The 13,399-nt window shown below is 60.9% G+C and carries 14 protein-coding genes; 8 read left to right on the top strand and 6 right to left on the bottom strand.

From position 1 onward, the window contains the following. Nucleotides 1-29 precede the first annotated feature (29 nt). The 3 genes from M9890_02090 to M9890_02100 form a co-directional block, all read right to left on the bottom strand. Nucleotides 30-743: a rhodanese-like domain-containing protein gene (locus M9890_02090; protein ID MCO5175747.1), complete on the bottom strand. Its 714-nt coding sequence runs from the start codon at nucleotides 741-743 to the stop codon at nucleotides 30-32. Nucleotides 744-775: 32 nt separating this feature from the next. Further along, the gene (locus tag M9890_02095; GenBank protein ID MCO5175748.1) at nucleotides 776-1,609 is read right to left on the bottom strand and encodes a methyltransferase domain-containing protein; all 834 of its coding nucleotides are present in this window, start codon (nucleotides 1,607-1,609) and stop codon (nucleotides 776-778) included. A gap of 90 nt (nucleotides 1,610-1,699) precedes the next feature. Next, the gene (locus M9890_02100) at nucleotides 1,700-2,047 is read right to left on the bottom strand and encodes a hypothetical protein (protein ID MCO5175749.1); all 348 of its coding nucleotides are present in this window, start codon (nucleotides 2,045-2,047) and stop codon (nucleotides 1,700-1,702) included. Nucleotides 2,048-2,182: 135 nt separating this feature from the next. Here M9890_02100 and M9890_02105 point away from each other — a divergent pair, with 135 nt between their 5' ends. The 6 genes from M9890_02105 to M9890_02130 all read left to right on the top strand — a co-directional run bounded on the left by M9890_02105 (nucleotide 2,183) and on the right by M9890_02130 (nucleotide 7,689). Continuing rightward, nucleotides 2,183-3,856, top strand: coding sequence for a PHP domain-containing protein (locus M9890_02105; protein ID MCO5175750.1), 1,674 nt, complete (start codon nucleotides 2,183-2,185; stop codon nucleotides 3,854-3,856). 228 nt (nucleotides 3,857-4,084) lie between these two features. Beyond that, nucleotides 4,085-4,330: a hypothetical protein gene (locus M9890_02110; protein MCO5175751.1), complete on the top strand. Its 246-nt coding sequence runs from the start codon at nucleotides 4,085-4,087 to the stop codon at nucleotides 4,328-4,330. Between the two features lie 268 nt (nucleotides 4,331-4,598). Then, a complete protein-coding gene (locus M9890_02115) occupies nucleotides 4,599-5,600 on the top strand; it encodes an ATP-binding cassette domain-containing protein (protein ID MCO5175752.1) in 1,002 nt (333 codons plus the stop codon). Then, nucleotides 5,597-6,475 carry an ABC transporter permease gene (locus tag M9890_02120; GenBank protein ID MCO5175753.1) on the top strand — a complete coding sequence of 293 codons (879 nt, stop codon included), beginning with the start codon at nucleotides 5,597-5,599 and terminating at the stop codon, nucleotides 6,473-6,475. The genes M9890_02115 and M9890_02120 overlap by 4 nt, the downstream gene beginning before the upstream one ends. Further along, nucleotides 6,441-6,671, top strand: a complete 231-nt coding sequence (locus M9890_02125; protein ID MCO5175754.1) for an ABC transporter permease — start codon at nucleotides 6,441-6,443, stop codon at nucleotides 6,669-6,671. Before M9890_02120 ends, M9890_02125 begins: the two co-directional genes overlap by 35 nt. Before the next feature lie 313 nt (nucleotides 6,672-6,984). Next, complete coding sequence (locus M9890_02130; protein ID MCO5175755.1) at nucleotides 6,985-7,689, top strand: LysM peptidoglycan-binding domain-containing protein; 705 nt, start codon at nucleotides 6,985-6,987, stop codon at nucleotides 7,687-7,689. A gap of 233 nt (nucleotides 7,690-7,922) precedes the next feature. Here M9890_02130 and M9890_02135 read toward each other — a convergent pair whose 3' ends face one another. Both M9890_02135 and M9890_02140 read right to left on the bottom strand, forming a co-directional pair. Continuing rightward, on the bottom strand, nucleotides 7,923-8,702 hold the full coding sequence (locus tag M9890_02135; GenBank protein ID MCO5175756.1) for a hypothetical protein: 780 nt from the start codon (nucleotides 8,700-8,702) through the stop codon (nucleotides 7,923-7,925). A 3-nt stretch (nucleotides 8,703-8,705) separates the two neighbouring features. Then, complete coding sequence (locus M9890_02140; protein ID MCO5175757.1) at nucleotides 8,706-9,065, bottom strand: hypothetical protein; 360 nt, start codon at nucleotides 9,063-9,065, stop codon at nucleotides 8,706-8,708. A gap of 83 nt (nucleotides 9,066-9,148) precedes the next feature. Between M9890_02140 and M9890_02145 the strand changes: the two genes are divergently transcribed. Beyond that, nucleotides 9,149-10,102, top strand: a complete 954-nt coding sequence (locus M9890_02145; protein MCO5175758.1) for an LD-carboxypeptidase — start codon at nucleotides 9,149-9,151, stop codon at nucleotides 10,100-10,102. A 235-nt stretch (nucleotides 10,103-10,337) separates the two neighbouring features. Here the strand turns inward: M9890_02145 and M9890_02150 are convergent, their stop codons facing one another. After that, nucleotides 10,338-12,476 carry a VWA domain-containing protein gene (locus M9890_02150; protein MCO5175759.1) on the bottom strand — a complete coding sequence of 713 codons (2,139 nt, stop codon included), beginning with the start codon at nucleotides 12,474-12,476 and terminating at the stop codon, nucleotides 10,338-10,340. A 297-nt stretch (nucleotides 12,477-12,773) separates the two neighbouring features. Here M9890_02150 and M9890_02155 point away from each other — a divergent pair, with 297 nt between their 5' ends. Next, nucleotides 12,774-13,376, top strand: a complete 603-nt coding sequence (locus tag M9890_02155) for a hypothetical protein (protein ID MCO5175760.1) — start codon at nucleotides 12,774-12,776, stop codon at nucleotides 13,374-13,376. Nucleotides 13,377-13,399 lie beyond the last annotated feature (23 nt).

Genomic DNA, 13,399 nt, shown 5'->3' on the forward strand with positions numbered 1-13,399 from the left:
ACTCCGTGCGCCGCACGGATACCACTTTGTCAATATGGTGCAACGGCTTTGCCGCGCGTGACGCCGTTACTTTCAAGCAGGGCCGCGATGTCGCCTGCGGGCCTGAAGCGCGCGTTGTGGTCCCAATCCATGAACTGTTTCCACTCGATGTGGACAGCACCTGGAATGTAGCCCTCCCGCTGGTTGTTGCGTGCGAGCGGCTTGCCGGACCACTCCAGGTCGCTCCGGACGTCCAGTGTTACGAAATCGCTCGATCCAAGTAGCGGAAGAATCAGGTCGCAGCTTGTGATGCGCTCGGCGTGCGCAGATGCGACAAAATCACCCGGGCGCAGCGGCTGCCACTCCTGTTCCACTGGATAGCCCTCCGCTACCCAGGCGATGAGCCCGCCATCTAAGACCGCTACGTTTTCGTGACCGTAATACCAGAGAACCCACCAGCACCGCGCTGCCAGTACGCCACCCTGCGAGTCGTAGCAGACAACACGGCGACCGTTGCCAACGCCCATGCCACCGAGAATCTCGGTCGCCTGATCTGGCGGGAGCACGCCGATATTGGTTTCGGTGTTGCGAAGATACGGATGGATCGGCATTTGTACGGCGCCGGGGATGTGTGGGCGCCCCATCGAAACTTCTGCCGCGTCACAATCTATGATCAGAATGTTGTCGGAGCCCAGCTGTGCGGCAAGCTCAGCTGGCTCAACGAGGAGATCACCACGCGGATATGTCCGCGACGAATCGATCACGCTGCCACCTCTTTCTTCTGCCGTGTCAACGTCTAGCGAACTCGTGTTGCAATGGTAATGACGTGGGGAAGCGCGACCAGAAATCGGTGCTGCTGAATGGCGCGGTCCACGGCCCGCTCCCAGCGCTTGACCGTGCTGCGATCCACCTGCCGACCTGCAATGGCGTGCTCGGCCCACACCGTCGTGATCCCCTGAACGTGTTCAGCATGCGGATTGTCGAACACCAGGAGATAGCCACGCACCTGCTCAACATACAGCCCGACCTGCACGCAGGCCGATGGCGCTTCGCGCGCAGCCAGCGGAGAGGCATACATCGACGCCGCCGACGCCAGCACGCGGGCGGTGATTGTGGGATCCGGGCCGGCTGCAAACGACGAGTATGGATCGTAGTCAGCCATGACCACACGTCCGCCGATGGTGAGTACCCGACAAATCTCTGACAGGACGCGGTTGATTGGCGCGACATGCATGAGCAGTCGCTCGGCGAGCACCGCGTCGAACGTCTCGTCCGGGTACGGTAGCGTGTGGCAGTCGGCTGTCACGTAGCGGGCGTTGTCGAGGTCCAGCATTCTGGCACGGCGCGATGCAATATCGATGAAGTGCGGGTTCAGGTCGAGTCCGTGGATTTCGCCGTTGGCACCGATCCGGTCGGCGATCCCCTCCAGCATCATCCCCGGCCCGCAGCCGAGCTCCAGCGCGACCGCGCCAGGGTACAGATGCGCGTCATCGAGAAGGGAATCGCGCAGGGACGCGAAGCGCTGGTCATCGAGTGACTCCAGGAGACCGGCCGCGATTGGGTTTGTTTGAGCAGCACTGCCCAGCGCCAACTGCTCATAGAGATCGTTTTGCCAGTGCTCCTGCGCCAATCAGACCCATCCTTCTCCCGGTTGGAAACCTAACAGAGGTTCGCTCGTGTTTCCATGCCTCGCGCCCGCGTGTCGTGGCTGCGCTTGGCCCTATGCCGCCATCGCGACGGTCATTGCGGCCAGCGACAGGACTGCAACGAGGCTGAGCGTGGCGATTGTCCCAACTCGCTTGCCAAGGCGCTTGCGGAAAACCGGAGTCAGTCCGAGCGACAAAATAGCGAGTAGACCAAGGATCGGGTGAATGATCGTAATGCGGTCGGCGTCCTCAGAAATGAGGATGATTCCCAGAATGACCTGGATGCCAAGCAGTCCGTGAGCGAGCCCGGTGAGCGCTGGTGGCACTGGCCGATCGCGTCGCCCAATGAACAGCATCGCGATGATGACGAAGATGTAAATGATAAACAGGCTCTCGCCAAGATACCGGTGAATACTCTCCATCTGGCCTCCTCGTGTTGCTGCACGGCGCGCAGCGATGCGTGCCGACGCTACTGTAGCCTATGCTGACACGATCGTGCGATGCTGAGCGCACGATTCGTGAGATAAAGCGAGACTTCAGCCATTGGAATGAGCCCCATGCTGACGAACAGCCAGATTGCCGATCATGTGCGGACGTATGCCGACCTGCTGGAAATGGCCGGCGAGAGCGGCTTCCGCCTGAACGCATACCGACGCGCGGCGGACGCGATCCGACAGTTTGATCGGGCAGTGGCGCTGGAACCGGACCCGCGAGCCGTCCCGTCAGTAGGACCGGGAATCGCCGCGATCGTGGCTGAGCTGGTGACGACCGGCCGCTTCCAGCAACTCGATGAGTTGCAAGAGCAGATGCCCGCGTCATTGCTGGGTTTGCTGGATGTCCCCGGCGTCGGGTTGAAGACGGCCGCCCGCCTCTATCACGAGCTCGGCATTACCTCCCTGGATGACCTCGATGCCGCGCTCCAAACCGGCAGGTTGTCGACGGTCAAGGGCATGGGGCCAAAGATTCAGGGCCGCATCGCCGACGGATTGGCATTCCTGCAGCAACGATCAGGCCGGATTTCCATCGGCGTCGCACTCCCGCTCGCCGAGCGGCTGGCGGCGGAGATCGCCACGGCAACCGGGGCACCGGTCCATATCGTTGGCTCAGTCCGCCGGATGTGCGAGACGGTCGGCAACGTCGATCTGCTTGTCATCGCACCGTCGCCGTCCTCCAGGTTGGCTGCTGTCGCGCAGCTGCCGGCCGTGGCTTCACAGACTGAGCAGGGCGCGGACTGGGCGACATTCCTGCTTCAGCAGGGGGCGATGCTCAGGGTCGCGGTTGCGCCGCCAGAGGTTGCCGGCACTGCGCTGATTCGCTGGACTGATCGAGTGAGCACGTCGCCCTGCTCGGCGGTAGCTGACAATCTACCTGTCGGCAGCAGCGAAGAAGAGGTGTACGCCGCCCTCGGAATGGCATTTATCCCGCCGGAGCTGCGCGAGAATCGCGGCGAGATTGAGGCGGCTCGGCAGAATCGACTGCCCAGACTGATCGACGTCGAGGATCTGCGTGGTGATTTGCACTTGCACTCGACCTGGTCAGACGGCGCAGGATCTCCCGAGGAGATGGCTGCGGCAGCTGGAGAGCTCGGGTACGAGTATCTGGCAATCACTGACCATTCCGGCGGGCTCGGTGTCGCGGGTGGTTTGCGACCGGAGCGGCTGACTGAGCAAATCGACTATGTCCGTGACCTGAACCCGGCTGCCCCGGTACACATGCTGGTTGGCTCAGAAGTTGAAGTGCATCGCGACGGGCGGCTCGACTTCGACGATGATCTGCTGGCGGCGCTCGATATTGTTGTCGCGTCCCTCCACAGCGGGTTGCGTCAATCTGAGGACCAATTCACGGAGCGTATGTGTCAGGCTATTGCCAATCCCAACGTCGACATCATCGCCCACCCAACTGGCAGGCTCGTCGAGCGTCGGCAGGGGGCAAGCGTCGATTGGGGGCGTGTCTTCGAGGCCGCGAAGCAGACGACGACTGCTCTGGAGATCAATGCCGACCCAGCCAGACTCGACATGACCGACCTGGTTGCTCGTGAAGCGGCGCGTGCCGGCGTGCTGATCACCATTGATTCCGATGCGCATCATCCGGGATCGCTGCGCAACGTTCGTTACGGAGTGGGCGTCGCGCGGCGCGCATGGATCGAGCCATCGCAGGTAATCAATACATGGACTCTGTCCGATGTGCAGGCGTGGCTCGCTGATCGGCAGGTTCCGGGTGGGCGGCACTAGCCACAATCTCACGCTGGGTATCGCAATTCTGCCGATTTAGGAGTATTCTGTTTAAGCGATCCGCTCGCAGGATCGGTTGACCGAATCATCGTGTGACAGAACAACCCCATCGCCCGTGATGGACCGCCGCGCGCTCGGGAAAGCCGCATCGCGCCTGCGGTATTGTTGTGTGTTTCGACCGGTGGTGATTCGTCCGGAATCGTCGCTTCGAGAGGAGGTGTGGTCCTCATGATGGAAACGTATCTTCCGGCATGGTGCGAACGAAGCAACCCGGGTCCGGACGGCAGATATTTCGTGGCCTGCTACTTCAACCGTGACGGCCACCCTGTCAGCCGGGCACGAGCCGAACGCGTTGAGCTGGTTGAGTACGCGCCGGATGGCACGGCGCTGCGTCTGGTTGAAGCAACCGTTGACAACCTCGCCCTTGAGCAGGATGTGGTCTTCACGAGCGCGGTTCAACACTTCTCAACCTGAAATGCTCTACCTGCCGCCACCGCACGCTCAATGAGCGTATTCTTTTCCGTGCCCCGCACGACATGAGCGGGTGCCCCTCACTACCGATTATCTTCTTCTATCTCTATTCAGTGGCCAGCGATTTGCATCCGTTTCGACAGCGTTGTCCGGGACACCGGCTACGTGGAACGCTGCCGCCTGTATCGGCGCGCAGTTGACTAACGTTTCGCCTGTCGTATCCTGAGGATGTACCCTCTTCGCGGCGAACTGTCGAAATCAAGGAGCACCTATGGCTGGAAACCTCGTCGCGTCATCCAATCATCAGCTTGGTACCAACATGGCTATGCAGGATGACCGCTCTCCTGCTCACGCGACCGATGCAATCATCGATGTACGGGGCCTCGTAAAGCAGTACGGATCTCTCACTGCGGTCGATGGCGTCAATCTCCAGGTTATGACAAACGAGATCTTCGGAATTCTGGGGCCAAATGGCGCAGGCAAGACCACGACTCTGGAGATGGTCGAGGGCTTGCGTGAGCCGGACGCCGGTTCGATCACCATTGCCGGCATTGATGTCGTCGCCGACCCGGCAGCGGTCAAGCGTGTCATCGGCGTCCAGCTCCAGTCCACCGCATTGTTCGATCATCTCAGCGCCCGCGAGCTGATCGAGCTCTTCGCTGCGCTCTCCGGCGGCGACAGTTCTCGCCGTCGGGCTGACGAGCTGATCGCGCTGGTGTCACTGGATGAGAAAGCTGATAGCTACGCAGACCAGCTATCCGGGGGCCAGCGTCAGCGCCTGTCGATTGCGTTGGCGCTGGTTAATGATCCGTCTGTCGTCTTCCTCGACGAGCCGACGACCGGACTCGACCCGCAGGCACGGCGCAACTTATGGGACCTCATCCGCCACCTGCGGGATAGCGGCAAGACAGTCGTGCTGACGACACACTACATGGAAGAAGCAGACGTCCTTTGCGATCGCGTAGCCGTCATGGACCACGGCCAGATCATCGCCTGCGACACGCCTCTGGCGCTGATTCAGTCGCTCGACGTCGTTGCGTCGATCAATGCACGGGTGAATCAACCACTCGACATCAGTGACCTGCCCGGTGCGCTGGACTCGTCCACGCAGGACGATCAGATCACGGTGAGCACGCGGGATGTGCCGCTGACGCTGACTGCGCTGCTGGCGCGGGCTGCCGAGCGCGGCGTCCAGTTGCAGAACCTCTCGACATCTCAGGCGACGCTGGAAGACGTGTTCCTGACAATGACCGGACGGAGTCTCCGCGAATGAGCGCTTTCTGGCAGATGGTCCTTGCCAATCTCAAAATGACTGTGCGCAATCGCGTCGCACTCTTCTGGAATCTCGCATTCCCGCTGATCTTCATTCTGCTCTTCGGATTCCTGTTCTCCGGCGACGATGTCAATATCAAGGTTGGCATTGTTGGGGCCGATCAATCACCAATGACGAGTCAGGTCGTCGATGCGATGAAGTCGACCGACGGATTCAGCGTCGAGACAGGTGACGAGCAGGCCGAGCTCGATCGGTTGAAAGACGGCGACCGCTCGGTGGTGGTGGTCTTCCGTGCCGCCGACAGCAACGGGCAGATCCCGACCGACGTCTATTGGGACTCAACCAGTCCGCAAACCGGCCAGGTGGCGCTCAGCGCAGTGCAGAGCTTCCTCGCGCAAGCCGGCGCGCCGGATCCGGCTAGTAAGCCGATTGCGGTATCGGTCCACTCCGTCGTGTCGACCGACCTGGACTACATAGACTTCCTGGTGCCGGGTATCCTGGCGATGACGATCATGAACTCCGGCATCCTTGGGCTCGCGTCGGCGTTCGTCTCGTACCGCGAGAAGGGCATCCTGCGGCGGATCAAGGCTACGCCGTTCCCACTCTCGTCATTCATCGGTGCGCGCATCGTCAGTCAGTTGATTGTGGCTGTCTTCCAGGCAGTGATTCTGGTGGCGGTGGGAATCGTTGTTGTTGGCCTGAACATCAACGGCAATCTGCTTTACGCGTTGATTCTCGTGATTCTTGGATCGCTGGCGTTCCTGTCGCTCGGGTTCGTCGTCGCGTCGTTTGCACGTAACCAGAAGCAGCCGACTCACTGGCCAACGCGGTCGCGTTTCGATGCTGTTTCTGGCCGGTGTCTTCTTCCCGACTGACGCCGCACCAGCAGTGTTGCAGCCGATCATCAAGCTGATGCCGCTGCGGTATCTGGCCGACGGCCTGCGCAATGTCATGGTGCTTAACAAGTCATTGCCGGCTCAGTGGCTCAACGTCAGCGTGCTGGTGTTCACGACCGTGGTCGGGTTCCTGCTGGCGATGAAGCTGTTCCGCTGGGAATCAAACGCGGTGTAATTCCACCGACGTGTGCCACTGAGTCAACACAATGCGCCTGCCTTGGTGTGCAGGCGTATAGCGCGGAGGGTGGCGATTGCCGCCCTCCGTCGCGGTTTTCCGAGGCGGGTGTGACAGGCTCGGCAGCCGCATCATGCTGCTATTCAATCCATTTACTTGACAATACGGCAAACCTTGACGGTAAGCAATATGCGTATGTACGCTATGTACGTACACCCGCTGGCGAGGGTGAGAAGTTCCGATGATCGAACGGGTGAGTATTGTATGTCGAAGTTTCGTATGGGGTTGCTGGCGGGCACGATGAGTCTCGCTGATGGCGAGCGTCATCGGATCGGCCGCAGCCGCTGACACCTACACCGTCTACGACGGCGACACGCTGAGCCAGATTGCAGAACGCTACGGCATGACGGTCCGTGAGTTGACCTACCTCAACGGTATTGACGATCCAGACCTGATTTTCCCTGGGCAGCAGATCGTTCTGTCGGGCGGCGGCAGTGGCGTAGCCGAGGAAGCCGCAGTCGAGTACTCGAGCGACGACGCGGACACGACCGAGTGGTACGACGAAGGCGTGTCGCAGGGTGGCTCGTTCGAGCTACCGCCGTACTTCCCGCAATGGCAGGTTCGCGATCTGCTCATTGATGCGGCAAATCGGTATGGCTGGGATCCGAACCTGATCATGGCGCAGGCGTGGCAGGAGAGCTACTGGAGACAGGACGAGATCTCCTGGACCGGCGCGATCGGCGTGATGCAGGTCATGCCGTCAACTGCCGCAGAGATGGAGTCGTGGTACTTCGGCTACGACATGAACACGTTCTACAGCGCCTACGACAACATCGAGATGGGTGTCGCCTACCTGTCGGTGCTCTACGAAGAGACTGGCTCGGTCGAGCTCGCGCTGGCCAGCTACTATCAGGGCTGGGGCAGCGTCCAGCGCGACGGCTTCTTCCCAGACACCCACGAATACGTCGATCGCATCTTCATGTTCCAGCAGATGTTCGCGAACGGCGAGCTGCCGTAAGCGGGCCAACGGCAACACGATACTGTTCACCAAGCGGGCGGCATTCAAGTCGCCCGCTCGGTGTGTTGTTGGCGGGTGATTGGGAGATTCGGGCCGGTGCCAAATGCAGGTACTGCGGTTCACCACCCCAAGCGCCTGTCATTTACAGCGCGCACACGCGGACTCTCTCCTGCGCCTGACCCAGTCGAACGGCTGAGTCCGATGCAGGGAAGAACGCTCCCCTGCATGCTCGATTACGTGGCAGGCTGCGTCGGTCGCCCGCCCACCAACAATGCGACTCGGCACACTTCGCGTTGGCGCTCGTCCATGATCGACCACGTTTCCGCAACTGACAACGCGAACAGATCGAGTGCCGCGTCCAGCGATTCATCCAGCGGGATGGCTGACGCTGCCAGCGCCGCGAGTTGTGTGGTGGCCCAGGCGGAACCCAAACGCTCGTTCATGCCTGCCCAGAGGACATTCTCGGATTCGTACAGCCAGCGATGATGGATTGCCAGCTTCGGTGCCAGGCGAAGCGCGAGTATTGAGCGCTGGATTGCTGCGGCGACAGCGTCGCCGCGTACGCGCGCCGCGACGAGCTTATGTACTTCTTCTGCGAAGCCGGTGATTTCCTCAGCAACCCAGTCATTCAACCGCGCATCGCCGATTGTGTCCCAACGCCAGTCAATCGCTTCCTGTTGCAATGTCGCGGCCATGCCTGATGCGTCCGCGACGATCCAGGCGTTGCGCCATCCCGGGACGACCTGTCCGACCTGCGCCGGGTCGATGAACGCTTCGCGAATGTCACTTGGTGAACGCCAGGAGACTGACACCAGGTGGTCGCTTGCCACCTGCAGGGTGTAGCTCGGGCCTTCGCCAATTGCGTACAGATCGATGTCGGACGCGGCAGACGCGCGCCCGGAGACATGGCTACCGGTCAGCAGGACGGCGAGTGCGCCGCTCGCCGTCAGATGTTCAGCTTCGCGCTGGGCGAGGGTTCTGACAGTCGGATCAAGCGTTGTGATCTCTGGCATGCGCTACGGAAGCCGACGATCGATCTGATCCAGATCCTCCGCGCACGTCTGGATGCCAGCCTTGTCTGCGGCTGCGTTCGCGCTGGAGTCGGTGCTGATGAATAGGACACGACCCGGCTCGACGCCGGTTAGCGCCGTCGCGCGGTCAAACGGCCATGTCTCGTCCGCGCCCGGCAGCCAGAGGTCGAAGCGCTCGGCCAGACCGACGCGTTCGAGTGCGGCGGCGACATTGTTCGCCGACGAGATAGCGCCGCGATGGATACCGCGACCGGCAACCTCTTCAACCGCAGCCGCCACCCGCTTGTCGCCAAGGGAGTCCGTGTCAAATAGAACGAGCTCGACCATACTGCACGGCTGGGACATCCCGTCCCCCTCTCTGTCACATGTCGATCTTCGCATACAATCGCCCGAATCAGCAGCCGATGTATGCCGGAAGGAACCGCATGATGTCCGCGCGACCACGATGCCTGCAGCCTGGTGCAACGATCGGCCTTGTCTCTCCATCGAGCCCGACCTCGCGCCCGAGCGACCATATTCGTATTCAGCAGTGGGCCGAAGAGCAGGGCTTTCGGCTGAAATTTTTCCCGCACGCCGCAGACCGTGCGACATATCTCGCTGGACGGGACGAGGACCGCGCTGCCGACCTGATAGCGGCCTTCGCCGACCCGACAGTGGACGCGGTGCTGACGATCCGCGGTGGGTACGGTGGCTGGCGGGTCGTGCCGCACCTGGATTTCGACATCATCCGCGCGAATCCCAAATTCTTCTGTGGCTACTCCGACACGACAGCACTCCACGTTGCTATGGGCAAGTCCGCTGACCTTGTGTCGTTCTACGGGCCGGCGGCATCCTCGTTCATCAGTCGGAACCGCTCCGCATATTCGCTGCGCCACTTCCTGAAGGCACTGACCGATCCCGCCCCGTTGGCTGTCATCGAACGGGACCCCGACGATCCGTTTACCTGGGCGATTGCGTCTGGCGTTGCTGAGGGTCCCTTGCGAGGCGGTTGTCTGTCGCTGCTGGTGCAGTCGCTCGGCACACCCTGGGAGGTGGACTGGGACGGTGCAATCGTCTTCGCCGAGGACGTGAACGAGGAGCCATACCGCATTGATGCCTACCTGACGCAGCTCAAGCTGGCCGGCAAGCTGGACAACATCGCCGGATTCGTCGTTGGCGAGCATGTGAGCTGCGGTCCGCGCGAGTTCCGCCCCTCGTACGCCTATGGCACCTATTCAACCGAGGAGGTCTACCGGCACTATCTGGAGCCGCTGGGCGTCCCGGTGATGGTCGGACTCCCCTGCGGACATGGCAAGCACCTCGCCACGTTGCCGTTGGGTGTGCGAGCTCGACTGGACGCCAGTAATCTCACGCTGGAGATTCTGGAATCGGCGACGATCTGAGATGTCAGATCCATCGACGCCTCAAGAGTGCGCCGGTTGACTTGTTGAGACGTCACTTCCGAAGTGTCAACACGGTCTTAACTAGTGAGGCTGCCAGATATGTGAGGATACAACCGTCAAGGCAGTGTCCAGCGCCGGGACGCTGACACTTGGCAAACCACTCCTCCACCGGTGCAAGCCGGGACACCTCCCACCACAACGGCTGGCGGCCCATCGCTGGGTCGCCAGCCGCCTTTTACACGTGTCGCGCGGTTCGCTTGTTGGCGACGTAATCGACGAGGATGTACTCGCCGAGGCGGTCCGGCGTGGCAAAGAACGCGCGACCCTTATTAATCTTCGCCATCTCGGAAACGAACCCGGCCATGTACGGGCTATGCTCCAGCATGAACGTATTGATGGTCACATTCTCGCGGGTGCAGCGCATGACCTCCTTGAGCGTCTCCTGCAATGTCTGGTACGTCGGCGGGTAGGAGAACCGCACCTGGCCGTCCTCGAAGTGCGCTGTCGGTTCACCATCGGTGATGACGATTACCTGTTTATTGCCGCCCTTGTGGCGGGCGAGAAGCTGCCGAGCCATCATCAGGCCGTGCTGCATGTTCGTGCCGTAGTTGTATTCGTCCCAACTGATGCTCGGCAGGGTCGCCGGATCGAGCCGCGTCGCCACGTAGGAGAACCCGAGGACGTAGAGATTGTCGCGCGGGAACTGTCCGCGGATCAGGCTGTCGAGCGCTAGCGCGACTTTCTTGGCCGCGGCGAAGCAGCCGTTGTAGAGCATTGATCGGCTCATGTCGACCATCAGCACGGTTGATGACTGCGTGATCTGTTCGGTGCGATAGACCTCGAAGTCCTCGGCCGCCAGATGCACTGGCGCACCAGTGCCGTCCCGCCAGACCGCGTTCATCACCGTCTTCGGCAGATCGAGCAAGAACGGGTCGCCGAACTCATACGGTTTGCTCGTGTCGGTTCGCTCGCCACCCTGGCCTGTGTGGTCGATCTGGTGCTGGCCGAAGCGATCGCGCTTGAGATGCTGGAAGATATCGGTCAGCGCCTTCTGGCCGATCTTCCGCACACCCTGGGCGGTCATCTCCCAGCCACGACGGCCCTTCTTGATGTAGCCTGCATCTTCCAGCAACTGCGTCAGTTGGCGAAGCTGGTCGAGATCATGTTGAAACTCGTCGCCCAGCAACTCGCGGATCTTCTGATCGTCAACGTCCTCGAGGTCACGCCAGTCGCGGACGCCACGCAGCTGCTCGGACATCTCGTCCATGTCGTGCAGGCGATCCATCAGACGCAGTGCCTGGTCGAGCGACAAATCCTCATCGCCACGGAACCGATATTGATCGGCGTACGGATTCGGTCCCATCATCTGCGACAGATTCTCGGAGAGCCGCTCCATCTGCTGCTGCATGCCGGGGTCGTTCATGACCGCCTGCATGGCATTCCATAGCTCGGCGCGCTGTTCTTGCGACATTGAGTTCATCAGCGACTGCATCGCCGCCATCTGCTGCGCCATGTGATCCATCAGCTCGTCGAGCGACTTGATGTCGTTGCCGAAGTAGTGCCCCCAGCGGTGCATGAAGCGCTCGAAATCCGGCTGTCCACCGTTGGCGCGTTCTTCGAGCATGTCGTTCAGCTCAGAGAGCATCTGCTGCATCTCCTGCATCGACTCCGGCGTCATGTTCTGCAGCGACTGCTGCATCCCCTGGAAGGTCTGCTGCAGCATCTGCTGCTGGAGCTGCTCCAACAACTCCTGGAACTTCTCGCGGGCACGCTGATCCATGAACTCGTATTCGGTCAGCGCCTTGATCTGTCCGGCCGGATCGGGCGGGAGATTGTCGAGCGCGTCCAGCTTCTTCTGCGCCATGCTTTCCAGCAAGCGCTGCAGCCGCTCGTTGTCGTCAGCATCGCCTGTCTCAGACTTGTCCTGCTCACCAGTGGATTGCTGCGACTGCTCGCCCGTTTCGCTTGCCTTGTCTTTGCCGTCGGACGACTCGGTGCTGTTTTCGGGCTGCTGCGTCTGCTGACGACTCTGGTCGAGGCGCTGCTCGATTCCGTCGCGCTCAAGCTGCTGGATCTCTTCGAGGCGCTGCTTCAGATCGTCCAGTACCGAGCCGAGGTCGTAGCGATTGAGCTCGCGCTGCCGCATAGCTTTCAGTCGCTCCATCAGCTGGCGGATGCCGGGCATCTGCGTCGAGTCCTGCTTGTTGAGCCCCTGATTGAACAGCCGCTGCAGAGCACTCTGCAGGTCGCCCTGCGCGAACATATCATCAGATATGGCGTCCATGATGTCGTCAGCGGTCAGGCCGTCGATCTGCTGCGTGCCGTCCCAGCGAGAGTAGCGGTTGCGCGGGTAGAAGGAGTAGTCGAAGCTCATCTGGCGCTCGATTCAGGTAGGTGATGTAACGGACGGGGACGTTGCTATCTACGGGTGCGGATGCTCGTGTGAGGTTGTGACGTTGTCGTCAATGTCCGGCGCAGATTCGATGTGTCAAGGATAAGCCGATGTTCGCGCAGTCGCAATGTCGTGGCCAACGATGCCGTGCGGCTCTGCTCCTCCCGAATCGTGCATCTGGGGGGATGCTTCGTTTGACTCGTCTGCAATTCGACAGGCATAGTTTGCGGTCAGCGCGCACCAACTTGATTTTTTTTGCTCTGGTGCTACCGTCACTTCATGACAAGAGAAGCCCGAAAGCTGATTCAATCCATCGTTGTCGTCACGGTCGGGGCGGCACTCTTCGCAACGAGTGCCTGCAACACTGATTCCACGCACGATAGTGCTTCGTCTCCGATATCCAGCGCAGCGGCAAGCCTCGTGTTGCCAACGCCAATCCAGGACGGAGTCTGGAATGCTCTGACGGTCGAGCAGGCTCGTGCGCTCGCGTCGTTCCCGCTCGCGATCCCCGATCCCATGCCTGACTCGCTGCAGCTGACCAACATCGTCGTCATGACGTCGCCGCCGTCCGGCGCGCTGGGTAAGACAAATTACGCCGAAGTGCACATTATGAGTACAAGCGGAACTTCAAAGATCGTGCTCACGGAGACGACGCGCGAGACTCAGCTGAACGTGGGTGACTCAGTGACGCGCAGGACGCTCGACATCAACGGTACGTCTGTCGACAAGGTTGATGACCCGCGAGGCGATGGTAAGACGACGCTGAGCTATTCGTGGAACAGCAATGGAGTCTGGTATTCAGTCGTTGCCTTGATGCCTTCGGCGGATGTGACCGAGACGCAACTGGAGCAACTGATCACGAATCTCAACATTGCGGAGTGATCTCGTCCGCGGGTAGGAGCGGG

It is taken from the genome of Thermomicrobiales bacterium (genome assembly GCA_023954495.1).
In the GTDB taxonomy this organism is placed as follows: Bacteria; Chloroflexota; Chloroflexia; order Thermomicrobiales; family CFX8; genus JAMLIA01.

Coding starts and splice junctions, on each gene's coding strand:
- M9890_02100 (MCO5175749.1), bottom strand. CDS start 2,047: ATGGAGAGTATTCACCGGTATCTTGGCGAGAGCCTGTTTATCATTTAC.
- M9890_02105 (MCO5175750.1), top strand. CDS start 2,183: ATGCTGACGAACAGCCAGATTGCCGATCATGTGCGGACGTATGCCGAC.
- M9890_02110 (MCO5175751.1), top strand. CDS start 4,085: ATGATGGAAACGTATCTTCCGGCATGGTGCGAACGAAGCAACCCGGGT.
- M9890_02115 (MCO5175752.1), top strand. CDS start 4,599: ATGGCTGGAAACCTCGTCGCGTCATCCAATCATCAGCTTGGTACCAAC.
- M9890_02120 (MCO5175753.1), top strand. CDS start 5,597: ATGAGCGCTTTCTGGCAGATGGTCCTTGCCAATCTCAAAATGACTGTG.
- M9890_02125 (MCO5175754.1), top strand. CDS start 6,441: ATGCTGTTTCTGGCCGGTGTCTTCTTCCCGACTGACGCCGCACCAGCA.
- M9890_02130 (MCO5175755.1), top strand. CDS start 6,985: ATGGCGAGCGTCATCGGATCGGCCGCAGCCGCTGACACCTACACCGTC.
- M9890_02135 (MCO5175756.1), bottom strand. CDS start 8,702: ATGCCAGAGATCACAACGCTTGATCCGACTGTCAGAACCCTCGCCCAG.
- M9890_02140 (MCO5175757.1), bottom strand. CDS start 9,065: ATGTCCCAGCCGTGCAGTATGGTCGAGCTCGTTCTATTTGACACGGAC.
- M9890_02145 (MCO5175758.1), top strand. CDS start 9,149: ATGTCCGCGCGACCACGATGCCTGCAGCCTGGTGCAACGATCGGCCTT.
- M9890_02150 (MCO5175759.1), bottom strand. CDS start 12,476: ATGAGCTTCGACTACTCCTTCTACCCGCGCAACCGCTACTCTCGCTGG.
- M9890_02155 (MCO5175760.1), top strand. CDS start 12,774: ATGACAAGAGAAGCCCGAAAGCTGATTCAATCCATCGTTGTCGTCACG.